Source organism: Streptomyces sp. NPDC048420 (assembly GCF_040651535.1).
In the GTDB taxonomy this organism is placed as follows: domain Bacteria; phylum Actinomycetota; class Actinomycetes; order Streptomycetales; family Streptomycetaceae; genus Streptomyces.
Genome location: NZ_JBEZKG010000010.1, coordinates 100,243 through 113,672, shown reverse-complemented (window position 1 = coordinate 113,672; position 13,430 = coordinate 100,243). Strand labels below are relative to the sequence as shown.

The window sequence follows — 13,430 nt, the reverse complement described above, 5'->3', positions numbered from 1 at the left end:
CGGTGCCGGGCCCCTTCTTCTGTGCCGACCGCTCCGGACCCTCAACCGGAGAAGCCGACATGCGCGAGCCGCAGCGGGCCGCGCAGCCTGAGGTGTACGTCGTGCACGCCTTCGGCGACGATTCCGGCGCCGAGGGTGGTGTAGTCGTACGGCCCCGAGTCGGACTCCTCGACCTCCAGTACGGCGAGCACCGTGCCCCTGTCCAGTGACAGCTCGACCGCACCCTCGCCGGAGACCAGGGCCGTCACCTCGGTGACGCCGTCTCCGAAGTCGCAGTCCCGGTAGACGAGTTCGCCGGTACGGCCCTGAGCCGCCGTCACTGCGTCGCCCGCCGTCTTCGTCCGGTCGACGATCTCGACTCCGCTCTGCTCGTCGAAGTCCGCGCCTTCCAGACCCCGTTGGAGCACGGGACGCGGTGCGGCGGGCTCGCCGTCGAGCAGGACGGTCGTGCGCAGCCGGATGTCCTCGCTGGAGGCGCCGGCCAGGAGGTCGTACGGGCCGGGCTCCAGGCGCGGGCGGCCCTGCGTGACGTCCCAGAACTCGAAGGCGCGCAAGGGTACTTCGAAGGTGAGTTCCTCGCGGGCGCCCGGGGCGAGGGTCACCCGCCGGTGGGCCACCAGTTCGCGGCGCGGGCGGGGGAGCGCCGGGTCGACCGCGCGGGTGTAGAGCTGGGCGACCTCGTCGGCGGTGACGTCGCCGGTGTTCGTGATCGTGAACGAGACGTGCGCCGCCCCGTCGTCGATCCGCACGTTCAGATCACCGTACGAGAAGGAGGCGTACGACAGCCCGTGCCCGAAGGGGAACAGGGGTGTGCCCTCGAAGTAGAGGTAGGTCTGGCGGCTGCCGATGACGTCGTAGTCGAGGAGGCCGGGAAGGTCGGCGTCGCTCTCGTACCAGGTCTGCGGGAGGCGGCCCGCGGGGGAGACGTCGCCGGCCAGGACACGGGCCAGGGCGGTGCCGGCCGCCTGGCCGCCGTGAGCTGTCCACAGGGTCGCGGCCAGGGCGGAGGTGTCGACGGCGTAGGGGTAGGCGGAGACCAGGGCCAGGACCGTGCGGGGGTTCGTGGCGCGGGCCGCGCGCAACAGGCGCTCCTGGTGGGCGGGGAGTCGCAGGGAGACGCGGTCCTCGGTCTCGCGGCCGTTGATGTGCGGGTCGTTGCCCGCGACGACCAGGACGACATCGGCCTCCGATGTGACCCGGGTCACTGCGTCCTCGCCGCGTTCGACGATGATCAGCTCAAGGGTTTCCGCGTTCTCGGGGTTCGCGGGGTTCTCGTTGTTTTCGTCGGCAACCTTCACTCCGTCCGCGGCGACAGTGACGTGGCGGCCCGTGCCGAGGTGCCTGAGGAGGTGACCGTCGCCGTGCGGTTCCAGGCGGAAGGTCTCCTGGACGACCCAGCCTCCGGGCTGGTCGGCCGAGGCGCGCAGATAGCCGTCCTCGGCGACGGAGAGATAGCGGCCGTCGGGCGCGCGGAGCGTGAGGACGCCCTCGTCCCAGTCGATCAGCGCGAACTCGGTGCCGGTCGCGTCGGTCGTCAGCGGGGGCAGGTCCGTGCGGCCGGCGAGCAGCGCCGGGTCCAGGGCGCCCTCGGCGCCGCGCACCTCGTCCGCGCTGCCGTCGGCGTCCGGGACATGCAGAAACGTCCCGGCGGAGGTCTTCAGACGGACCCGGTCCACGCCCTCCGCGAACTCCACCCGCTCGGCGCCGAACCGCTCGTACAGGCCCTCCAGCGGGGTGGAGCGGTGGATGAGCGTGCCGCTGTACCAGTCGAGCTTGCACTCGTCGGCGAGCAGGCCGACCACGGCGATCCGGGTGTCCGGGGCGAGCGGCAGCACACCGTCGTTCCTGAGCAGGACGATCGCCTGCTCGGCGGCCTCCTGGGCGAGCGCCCGGTGCGCCGGGGTGTCGAAGTCCTTGGCGTCGGCGTGCGGGTCGTGGTGCGGGTCGAACTCGCCGAGCCGGAAACGGACCGACAGCTGCCGGCGGACCGCGGTGTCGATGTCGGCCTCGGTCAACAGGCCCTGGTCGTAGGCCCGTTGGATGCGGCCGACCATCTGCGAGCTGTCCGTCCCGTGGTCGGTGAAGCTGTCGACGCCGGCCTTGAGGGAGGCCGCGGTGGCCTCCTCGTGGGTGTCGAAGTAGTGCTCGTGGTCGACCAGGTTGGAGGGCGCGCCCGCGTCCGAGCAGACCAGCAGCTCCTCCTCGGTCCAGGCGCGCAGGTGCTCGCGAAGGTACGGCGAGACGTGGTTGGGGCGGCCGTTGACCAGGTTGTACGCCGGCATCACACCCGCCACCGCGCCCGCCTCGACGGTCTCGCGGAAGGCGCGCAGGTCGTACTCGTGCAGCACGCGCGGGCGCACCGAGCTCGACGCGGTGGCCCGGTCCGTCTCGTTGTTGTGGGCGAGCCAGTGCTTGAGGACGGGAGCCGTGCGCCAGTACGTCGGGTGGTCGCCGCGCAGTCCGTGGGTGTAGGCGGTGGCGATGGCGGAGGTGAGCTTCGGGTCCTCCGAGTAGCCCTCCTCGTTACGGCCCCACAGCGGGTGCCGGAGCAGATTGACCGTCGGCGCCCAGACGTTGAGGCCGACGCGCTCGTCGTGGGCGCGCATCGCCCGGACCTCCTTGGACACCGCCTCGCCGACGCGTCGTACCAGCTCGGTGTTCCAGGTCGCGCCCAGGCCGACCGCCTGCGGGAAGACCGTCGCCGGGCCCATCCACGCGACGCCGTGCAGCGCCTCCTGGCCGGTGCGGAACTCCGCGATGCCGAGCCGCTCGACGGCCGGGGCGAACTGGTGCAGGAAGCCGATCTTCTCGTCGAGGGTCAGCCGCGACAGCAGATCGTCGATGCGCTTCGCGAACGGCATGTGCGGATCGCGAAATGGCGGTGTGTGCGGCGGGTGTGCGGTCACGTGGGGATCCCCTTGTGATGGATCGGTTCGATGCTTTCGAAGCGCTTCGATGCTCATTCGACACCGGGGCGGGTGTCAAGAGATCAACACCGTCACTTCAAGCGGTGCATAAGAAAAGGTCACCTCCCTTACCTCCGAGGAATCTTGGGATCGACCCTTGTGCACCCCTGGGTGTTCACTTAACCTCACAGCAACATCGAAGCGCTTCGACTACGGATTCCGTCGCAACGTCGAAGTAACGCTTCAGCTCAGCCAGTTCCACTCAAGACACCGCAGCCGACGGCTCCACCGCCGGGTGTCCTGGTGCGCCATGAAGGGTTGACGCAATGACGCCGAACGCCGCTTCCGCCTCCTCCGGGCCCAGCCGGAGAAGCTTCCTCGCCTCGACGGCGGTCGCCACCGCCGCGGTGGCGGGCGGGATGCCGCTCCTTGCCGCCTGCGGAGGTTCGGGCGGTGGCGACCGCGAGGGGACCACGTCGGGCAAGGCCGCGGACAAGCTGCTCCCCACGTTCGTCGCCAGCACGGTCGCGAACCCGGACCTGCCGTCCAAGAACGGCTCGGCCGCCGGCTACACCGGCAAGGTCGACCTCGCGGCCCTGAAGACCTCGGTCCCGGAGAAGCTCGGCACCGGCGCCCCCATCAAGATCATGTCCCCGTTCTGGGGCTCCCCGCCGAAGGCCGGCTGCGCCTACTACAAGGCGCTCGACGCCGCCGCGGGCACCAAGATCACCTGGCAGAACCAGGACGGCAACACCTACGGCGAGAAGCTGGGCGCGGTCCTCGCCTCCAGCTCCATACCCGACATGGTGGTCGTGCCCGGCTGGGAACTGGTCGGCAAGATCGCGAACGCCGTCACCGCGAAGTTCATGGACCTCAGCCCCCACATCGCGGGCGACAAGATCAAGAAGTACCCGAACCTGGCCGCGATCCCGTCCGACGCCTGGCGCATGGGTATCTTCGGCGGTGCCCTGCGCGGGATCCCGATGCCCTCGGCCACCGCCGGCTTCATCACCCCCTTCTATCGCAAGGACATCTTCGACAAGAAGGGCTACTCGGTCCCCAAGTCGCCCGACGAGTTCCTCAGTTGGGCGAAGGAGGCCACCAGCGCCAAGGCCAAGGTCTGGGCCTGCGGCGACCTGAGCTGGACCGCGTGGAACATCTTCGGTGTCCGCGGTTCCGGGACGGTCGGCTGGAACATCGGCGACGACGGCAAGCTGACGTACCGCGTCGAGCAGCCCGAGTACCTGGAAGCCCTGGAGTGGGTCCGCAAACTCTTCGACGCGGGCGTGGTCCACCCCGACGACAAGGCGCGCACCGGAGACCAGGGCCAGCGGTTCACCGCCGGGCAGGTTCTCGTCTACAACGACAACATCGCCAGCTGGTACGGCAAGACCGCCGAACAGGCCGCGTCCAACCCGGACTTCAAGATCGAGGGCATGGACATCTTCGGAGCCGACGGCGGTGACCCGACGCTGTGGGCGTCACAGCCCGCCAGCATCTGGTCGATGATCCGCAAGGGCGCCTCCAAGGCGACCATCGAGAACGCTCTCGCCGCCGCCGACTTCGCCGCCGCGCCCTACGGCACCAAGGAGCGGATGCTCGTCGACTACGGCGTCGAGGGCACCCACTACACCGTCAAGGACGGCGTCCCGGTCAAGAACGACCTCGGCAACTCCGAGGTGCTCAACGCCTGGGTGATGCTGGCCGCCCCGGCCGCCTACTACGCCCACCCCGACTTCCCCGAGACCGCCCGCAAGCAGGTCGAGTGGCAGCAGCGGATGGGCGCCTTCATGAAGAAGACGTCCACCTTCGGCATGAACATCGTCGAGCCGACCCGCTGGGCCAACCTCAACAGCCAGTTCGAGCAGCTGGAGCTCGACTACGTGCGCGGCAACCGCAAGCTCTCCGACGTCCAGGCCGCCATCTCCACCTGGAAGTCTTCCGGCGGCGACAAGCTGCGCGACTGGTACAAGGAGCTCATCGACAAGAACGGCAGCGGCAACTGATGTCTCTCACGGCCGGGAGCAGGCCCGACGGGACTCGTCCCCCCGCGGCCGTCGAGGAACCGACGGCCGCGGTCGCCGCCGCGGTGGCGAAGCCCCGAGTGCCGGGCAAGGCGAGCAAGGCCGCCAAGGTTCCCTTCAAGATCCGGCTGCGCCGCGACCGCACGCTCATCCTGATGACGCTGCCGGTCATGGTCCTGCTGCTGGTCTTCAACTACGTTCCGCTGCTCGGCAACGTCGTCGCCTTCCAGGAGTACGACCCGTACGTCTCCAGCAACGGTGTCACCGCGATCTTCCACAGCCCCTGGGTCGGGGTGGAGCAGTTCTCGCGGATGATCGACGACCCGCTGTTCTGGAGCGCCGCGAAGAACACCATCGTGCTGTTCGTACTCCAGCTGGTGCTGTTCTTCCCGATCCCGATCGCCCTCGCGCTGCTCATCAACAGCGTGATCCGGCCCCGGGTGCGGGCCGTGGCGCAGGCGATCATGTATCTGCCGCACTTCTTCTCGTGGGTCCTCGTCGTCACCGTGTTCCAGCAGATCTTCGGCGGCGCGGGCATCATCGCCCAGACCCTGGAGGACCACGGCTGGAGCGGCTTCGACCTGATGACCAACGCGGGCCTGTTCAAGTACCTGGTCACCGCGCAGGCCGTCTGGAAGGACGCCGGCTGGGGGATCATCGTCTTCCTCGCCGCGCTGGCCGCCGTCAGCACCGACCTGTACGAGGCCGCGGCCATGGACGGTGCCGGACGCTGGCGCCGCATGTGGCACGTGACGCTGCCCGCGCTGCGCCCGGTGATCGCGCTGCTCCTGGTCCTCAGGGTCGGCGACGCGCTCAGCGTCGGCTTCGAGCAGTTCCTGCTCCAGCGGTACGCGGTGGGGGCGGGGGCCAGTGAGGTCCTCGACACCTACGTGTGGAACATGGGTATCCAGAACGGCGACTTCAGCTACGCGGCCGCGGTCGGCCTCGTCAAGGGAGCCATCGGACTTTGCCTCGTCCTGGGCGCGAACAAGTTCGCGCACCTGCTCGGCGAGCAGGGGGTGTACAAGAAGTGAGCCTCAACACGCAGCTCGTCCGCAGTCTCAAGGCTCCCGCCCGGCCGGTGTGGGAGGAGGAGCCGAGCAAGGCCGGACTCACCGCCAAGGGCGGTCTCCTTCTCCTGTGCTGTCTCGGCGTGCTCGGTCCGCTGTGGATCGTCATCGTCACCAGCCTCTCCCCGAAACCGGTGATCGACCGGGTCGGCGGGCTCGTCGTGATCCCCCAGGGCATCACCTTCGTCAACTACACGGAACTGCTCAGCGGGGGGCAGGTCAGCCGGGCCATCATGGTGTCGATCGGGGTCACCCTCGTCGGCACGCTGTTCTCGATGGCGGTGTCGGTGCTGGCGGCGTACGGGCTGTCGCGGCCGGGGAGTCTGGGCCATCGGTTCTTCCTGATGACCATGATGGCGACGATGTTCTTCGGCGCCGGCCTCATCCCGACGTATCTGCTGGTGCAGTCGCTGGGGCTCACGGACACCTATCTGTCCCTGATCCTGCCGAGCGCGGTCAGCGTTTTCAACATCCTTGTGCTGCGGGCCTTCTTCATGGGGATCTCGCCCGAACTCACCGAGTCGGCGCGGATCGACGGGGCCGGGGACATGCGGATTCTGCTGACCATCGTCATGCCGCTGTCCCGGGCGGTGCTGGCTGTGATCTCGCTGTTCTACGCGGTGGGTTACTGGAGTGCCTGGTTCAACGCGTCGATCTATCTCAGTGATCAGTCGATGATGCCGCTGCAGAACGTGCTCATTCAGTTGGTGCAGAAGAACACGGAGGCCCCTACGGGGTTGCAGCAGGCGGTTCGTACCGGGCAGTTGTCGTCGCTGGGGTTGCAGATGGCCGTGATGGTGCTGGCGTTGATTCCGGTGGCGGTGGCTTCTCCGTTCGTGCAGCGGCACTTCAAGAAGGGCATGCTCACGGGCGCGGTGAAGGGGTGACCTGCGCCTGATCAACGGGGGCTTCAAGTAGTTGGGCGGCTGCAGGTTCGTCGTGGCCTGTCGCGCCCACGCGGCGGAGCCGCACATCGATGCAGCCCCGCGCCCCTAGGTGGGCTCACTCTCCCTTAGTTCAGAGCGAGGTTTGTCATGCTTACGTCCGGGCTCAGCCGTCGTGCTGTTCTTGCCGGGACCGCGGCCGCCGCCGCGATCACCGCCCTTCCGTCCCTCTCGGGGACCGCCGCGGCCGCCACCCCCTCCTACCGCTGGCGCCAAGTCGCCATCGGCGGCACCGGATTCGTCACCGGCGTCCTCTTCCACCCCTCCGTCCGCGGGCTCGCCTACGCCCGGACCGACATCGGTGGCGCCTACCGCTGGGTCGACCGGAGCGCGCGCTGGATCCCGCTCAACGACGACCTCGGGTGGGACGACTGGAACCTGCTCGGTGTCGAGGCCATGGCCGTCGACCCCGCCCACCCCGACCGGGTCTATCTCGCACTCGGTACCTACGCGCAGTCCTGGGCCGGCAACGGGGCCGTGCTGCGGTCCGAGAACCGCGGGGCGACCTGGGCCCGGACCGACCTCACCGTGAAGCTCGGTGGGAACGAGGACGGGCGGGGGACCGGGGAGCGGCTGCTCGTCGATCCCCGGGACAGCGACACGCTGTGGCTGGGCACCAGACACGACGGGCTGCTCAAGTCCACCGACCGGGGCGCCACCTGGGCCACCGCGAGCACCTTCCCCGGCACTCCCAGCAGCAGCGGCCAGGGCGTCACCCTGCTCGTCGCCGCCGGGCGGGTCCTCTACGCCGGGTGGGGCGACTCCGACGGCACCACCGCCAACCTGTACCGCACCTCCGACGGCACCACCTGGGAAGCCGCCCCCGGGCAGCCCTCCGGCACGAACGCCAAGGTGCCGATCCGGGCCGCCTACGACTGCCACACCCGCGAGCTGTACGTCAGCTACGCCAACGCGCCCGGTCCCAACGGGCAGTCCGACGGCAGTGTGCACAAGCTGGCCACGGCGAGCGGCAAGTGGACCGACGTCACGCCCGTGAAGCCCGGCGGGACCACGAGCGACGGCTCCGCCGACACCTTCGCCTACGGCGGGGTCTCCGTCGACGCCCGCCGCCCCGGCACCGTCGTCGTCTCCACCAACAACCGCTGGGCCGACGTCGACACCCTGTACCGGACCACGAACGGCGGCCGCACCTGGACGTCCCTGAAGGACACCGCGGTCCTCGACGTCTCCGAGACCCCCTTCCTCACCTTCGGCGCCGACGAGCCCAAGTTCGGCTGGTGGATCCAGGCCGTCGCCGTCGACCCGTACGACTCGAAGCACATCGTCTACGGCACCGGCGCCACCCTCTACGGCACCCGCGACCTCCAGCACTGGGCCCCGCAGATCCGCGGCCTGGAGGAGACCTCCGTACGCCAGCTGATCTCGCCCCCGACCGGGGAGGCGCACCTGCTCAGCGGTCTCGGGGACATCGGGGTGATGTACCACGAGCGACTGACGGCCTCGCCCTCGCGCGGTATGGCTTCGAACCCCGTGTTCGGGTCGGCGACCGGCCTCGCCCAGGCCGCCGCCAAGCCCTCGTACGTCGTCCGCACGGGCTTCGGTGACCACGGCAACGGCGCCTACTCGAACGACGGCGGCAAGACCTGGGCGCCCTTCGCGGGCCGGCCCGCCCTCGCCAAGGACGCACCCGGCCCGATCGCCACCAACAGCGACGGCAGCGTGCTGCTGTGGACCTTCGTGCACTGGGACGGCACCAAGTACCCGGCCCAGCGCTCCACGGACAACGGCGCGACCTGGTCCGAGGTCTCGACCTACCCCAAGGGCGCCACCCCGCTCGCCGACCCGGCCGACCCGACGCGCTTCTACGCGTACGACACCGACACGGGGACCCTGTTCGCCAGCACGGACCGCGGTCTCACCTTCACCGGACGCGCGAGCGGACTGCCCTCCGGGGACAGCCAGTTCCAGCTGGCAGCTGCGCCGGGGCGCTCCGGCGACCTGTGGCTGAGCACCAAGACGAACGGCCTCCACCGGTCCACCGACGGCGGCGCGACCTTCACCAGGCTCACCAGCTGCTGGGCTTCGCACACCCTCGCCTTCGGCAAGGCCGCCCAGGGAGCCGGATACCCGGCGATCTACATGGTCGGCTCCACGGAGGCGATCACCGCCGTGTACCGCTCCGACGACGGCGCGAAGACCTGGGTGCGCGTCAACGACGACCAGCACCAGTGGGGCTGGATCGGCGCTACCATCGCCGCCGACCCGCGGGTGTACGGCCGGGTCTACATCGCGACCAACGGGCGGGGCATCCAGTACGGGGAGCCGGCATGACACCAGGACTCCAGGACGCCACCCGCGGCCGCATCCTCTACGGCGGCGACTACAACCCCGAGCAATGGCCCGAGGAGACCTGGCAGGAGGACGTCCGGCTGATGAAAGCCGCCGGCGTCAACTCCGTCACCCTCGGCGTCTTCTCCTGGGCGAAGCTCGAACCCCGCCCGGGAGAACGGGACTTCGGCTGGCTGGACCGGCTGATGGACCTCATGCACGACAACGGCATAGGGGTCGTCCTCGCCACCCCGACCTCCTCGCCGCCGCCGTGGATGGGCCACCGCCACCCCGACACCCTGCCCGTCGACCAGGACGGCCGCACCGAGTACTGGGGCGGGCGCCAGCACTTCTCGCACTCCAGCGCCACCTACCGCCGTTACGCCGCCGCCATCACCGAGGACCTCGCCGCCCGCTACGGCGGCCACCCGGCCCTCACCATGTGGCACATCAACAACGAGTACTGCACCTTCGACTGGAGCGACGAGGCCGCCGCCCGGTTCAGGATCTGGCTCCAGCGGCGATACGGCACCCTCGACGCCCTCAACTCCGCCTGGGGCACCGCCTTCTGGAGCCAGGGCTACGGCGACTGGGCCGAGGTCCACACGCCCCGTCACGCGCACTACATGAAGAACCCCAGCCAGGTCCTTGACTTCCGGCGCTTCACTTCCGACATGCTCCTGGAGTGCTACCTCGCCGAGCGGGACATCGTCCGGCGGGCCACCCCGCACACCCCGGTGACCAGCAACTTCATGCCCCTGTGGATCGGCCAGGACGCCTGGCGCTGGGCCGAGGAGGAGGACGTCGTCTCCGTCGACATCTATCCCGACCCGCGCGATCCGCTGGGGACCCAACAAGGCGCCCTCGTGCAGGACATGACCCGCTCCCAGGCGCGCGGACCCTGGATGCTCATGGAGCAGGCGGCCGGGCCGGTCAACTGGCGGGGTGTGAACCACCCCAAACCCCGTGGCCTGAACCGCCTCTGGTCCCTCCAGGCCGTCGCCCGCGGTGCCGACGCCGTGTGCTACTTCCAGTGGCGCCAGTCCCGGCAGGGCGCGGAGAAGTTCCACTCCGGGATGGTCAGCCACGCGGGAGAGGAGGGCCGCACCTATCGGGAGGTCAAGCAGCTCGGCGCCGAACTCGCGCTCATCTCCGGCGAGGTGACGGGCAGTCACACCGGCAACGACATCGCGATCCTGCACGACTGGCACTCCTGGTGGGCCGGCACCCAGGACGGCCGCCTCTCCAGCGAGGTCGACTACCCGGACGTACTGAAGTCCTGGCACCGCGCCCTCTGGGAGGCCCACCTCACCACCGACTTCGCCCACCCCGAACACGACCTCACCGCCTACAGGATGGTGGTCGTACCCCAGCTGTACGCCCTCACGGACACGGCGATCGACAACCTCCTTGCCTACGTCCGCCAGGGCGGCACCCTCGTCTCCGGCTTCCTCACCGGCGTCGCCGACCAGGACGACCGGGTGCGCCCCGGCGGCATGGACGCCCGGCTGCGTGAACTGTTCGGCATCCGCACCCTGCACGAGTGGTGGCCGCTGGACGCGGGCGAGCACGCCGAGTGCGACGGGTTCCGGGGCACGCTGTGGTCGGAGGAGATCGCGACGACCGAGGACGCCACAACAGAGGCCGCCTACAAGGGCGGTGAGCTCGACGGGCTGCCGGCGGTGCTCCGCAGGGGCCGCGCCTGGTACCTCTCGACACTCCCCGAACCGGGCGCCCTGCGCGAACTCCTCGGCCGGATCGCGTACGACGCGGGCGCACGCCCCGCCCTCGACGGACTGCCCGACCGCGTCGAGGCCGTCCGCCGCGGCGAGCTGCTCTTCCTGCTCCACCACGGGCGCGAGGCCGTGACGGTCGACGTGCCCGGGACACACCTGGACCTGCTGACGGGGGAGTCCCACACGGACCGGGTGACCCTGGGCCGCTACGGAGTGGCGGTGCTCAAGCCATGAGCGACGGCCTCGTCCACGGCACCTGGGAACCCGCGCCGGCCACCCGCTGGGAGGACGGCTTCCTGAGCGGCAACGGCCGTCACGGCGCCCTCCTGTTCGGCGCCCCGGAGGACGAGCGGGTCGTGGTCACCCACCACACCCTGGTCCGTCCCAACGGTGCCGAACACGCCCGCCCGCCCCGGCTGGCCGTCGAACTCCCCGCGCTCCAGGACCGGTTGCTCGCCGGAGACCCGCACGCGGCCGAGGGCTTCACCGACCGGCGCGAACTCCAGTGGGTGCAGCCCTTCCACCCGGCCTTCGCGATACGGCTGCGACGGCCCGCCCGTGCGGAGAACACCGGCTTCCGCCGCTCCGTCGACTTCACCACCGGCGTCGCGCGGACCGAGTACGACGGCCGGCTCAGCCGTGTCTTCGTCTCCCGCGCCGACGACGTCATCGTCCACCAGGTCACCACCCCCGACCTGGACATCTCCCTCGACCACCGGCTCCCCGGCGCACCCCACGACCTGGCCGTGGGCCACGGCGCCGTCCTCACCCCCGACGGCGCCCTGCTCACCCTGCGCGCCCGCTACCCCGGCAGTGACCGCGCCTACACCGGCGTCACCCTCGTCGCGGTCACCGGCGGCCGTACGACCCTCACGCCCCCGGGGCTCCGTATCACCGGCGCGGACTCCGTGCTCCTGCTCACCCGCGTCCTGCGGCACACCGAGGAGCCGGACGCGCTCGCCGAGGCCCGGGCGCTGGGCGAACTCCTGCCCGAGGACCACGAGGATCCGTACACCGACCTCCTCGCCCGCCACACCGAGCTGCACCGCGCCGCCTACCGTCGGGTGACGCTCGACCTCGGCGCCGCTCCCGCCGAACGCGCCCTGCCGGGCTCCGAGCTGCTCCGGCACCCCGACAGCCCCGCCCTCCTGGAGCGCCTCTTCGCCGCGGGCCGCTACCACCTGCTCTCCGCCAGCGGCCTCTTCCCGCCCCGCCTCACCGGCCTGTGGACCGGCGACTGGGACACGGCCTGGTCGGGAGCGTTCACCAACGACGCCAACGTCAACCTCCAGACCGCGTCCGCCGCCTGCGCCGCACTCCCCGAAGTCACCGAAGCACTCGCCTCCCTGATTTACCGTCAAATACCGGACTGGCAGGACAACGCCCGCGAGATCTTCGGCGCCCGCGGGGTCGTGGCCCCGCCGCACTCCGACGGCGAGTCCGGGCTGACGTACCACTTCAGCCGCGAGTACCCGCTGCACCTGTGGACGGCCGGTGCCGACTGGCTGCTCAAGCCCCTCGTCGACCACGACGAGACCCGCGGCGAACAGGACCCGCGCACCGCGCGCGCCCTCGCCGAAGTCGCCTTGTTCTACGAGGACTTCCTGCACCGCGTCGATGAGAACGGCCATCTCGTCGTCGTCCCCTCCTACTCACCCGAGAACCGCCCGGCGAACGCCGGCTGGGGCGCGATCAACGCGGCCATGGACCTCTCGGCGGCCCGCCACGCCCTGCTCACGGCCGCCGCGTACCACCCGGAGAAGGCGGAAGCCTGGCGGGCCCTCGCCGACCGCCTCCCGCCCCACCGTGTCAACGACGACGGAGCCCTCGCCGAATGGGCCTGGCCCGGCCTCGACGACACCTACGACCACCGCCACCTCAGCCACCTCTACGGCGTCTGGCCGCTCGACGAGATCACCCCGTACGACACCCCGGACCTCGCCAAGGCCGCCCACCGGGCCCTCGAACTCCGCGGCTCCGAGAACGACTCGGCGCACGGACACCTGCACCACGCCCTCGTCGCGGCCCGCCTGCGCGACGGTGAACGGGTCGCACACGCCCTCGGTCAGGTCCTGGAAGGCGACTTCTTCCACGACTCGCTGATGAGCGCGCACTACCCGAACCGGGACGTCTACAACGCGGACGCCGCCCACACCCTGCCCGCCGTGCTCGTCGAGATGCTCGTGCAGTCGACGCCGGACCGGCTGGTGCTGCTGCCCGCGGTACCCGCCACCTGCCCCCAGGGCGAACTACGAGGAATCCGCACCCGGTTCGGGGCGGAACTCGACCTCACCTGGAACCCCACCGAAGCGATCGCGGTGATCCGCCCCACCCGGACCCACCGCATCGAACTCCGGACTTCCTCCGGCGCCGATCCGCTCAATCTCGTCGCAGGAGAAGACCACGTCCTCCGTCTGGAGGCGTGGTAACCACCCCCGCATTTCCCCCCACCCATGGAAAG

Annotated in this window: 7 protein-coding genes; 6 read left to right on the top strand and 1 reads right to left on the bottom strand. The window is 70.2% G+C overall.

Features of this window, described 5'->3' with window-relative positions; all coding sequences use genetic code 11:
* Positions 1-41 precede the first annotated feature (41 nt).
* Positions 42-2,906 (bottom strand): glycoside hydrolase family 3 C-terminal domain-containing protein, encoded by a 2,865-nt coding sequence (locus tag AB0D34_RS19760; protein ID WP_362663074.1) that lies wholly within the window; start codon positions 2,904-2,906, stop codon positions 42-44.
* A 326-nt stretch (positions 2,907-3,232) separates the two neighbouring features.
* On the opposite strand from AB0D34_RS19760, the gene AB0D34_RS19755 reads away from it, so the two are divergent.
* The 6 genes from AB0D34_RS19755 (at position 3,233) to AB0D34_RS19730 (ending at position 13,398) form a co-directional block, all read left to right on the top strand.
* A complete protein-coding gene (locus tag AB0D34_RS19755; protein ID WP_362663073.1) occupies positions 3,233-4,912 on the top strand; it encodes an extracellular solute-binding protein in 1,680 nt (559 codons plus the stop codon).
* Positions 4,912-5,964 (top strand): ABC transporter permease subunit, encoded by a 1,053-nt coding sequence (locus AB0D34_RS19750; RefSeq protein WP_362663072.1) that lies wholly within the window; start codon positions 4,912-4,914, stop codon positions 5,962-5,964. The genes AB0D34_RS19755 and AB0D34_RS19750 overlap by 1 nt, the downstream gene beginning before the upstream one ends.
* Positions 5,961-6,887 (top strand): carbohydrate ABC transporter permease, encoded by a 927-nt coding sequence (locus AB0D34_RS19745; RefSeq protein WP_362663071.1) that lies wholly within the window; start codon positions 5,961-5,963, stop codon positions 6,885-6,887. The genes AB0D34_RS19750 and AB0D34_RS19745 overlap by 4 nt, the downstream gene beginning before the upstream one ends.
* A 147-nt stretch (positions 6,888-7,034) precedes the next feature.
* Entirely contained in the window at positions 7,035-9,236 is a 2,202-nt protein-coding gene (locus tag AB0D34_RS19740; protein ID WP_362663070.1) for a 1,4-beta-glucanase, read from the top strand.
* On the top strand, positions 9,233-11,203 hold the full coding sequence (locus AB0D34_RS19735; protein ID WP_362663069.1) for a beta-galactosidase: 1,971 nt from the start codon (positions 9,233-9,235) through the stop codon (positions 11,201-11,203). Before AB0D34_RS19740 ends, AB0D34_RS19735 begins: the two co-directional genes overlap by 4 nt.
* Complete coding sequence (locus tag AB0D34_RS19730; protein ID WP_362663068.1) at positions 11,200-13,398, top strand: glycoside hydrolase N-terminal domain-containing protein; 2,199 nt, start codon at positions 11,200-11,202, stop codon at positions 13,396-13,398. Before AB0D34_RS19735 ends, AB0D34_RS19730 begins: the two co-directional genes overlap by 4 nt.
* Positions 13,399-13,430 lie beyond the last annotated feature (32 nt).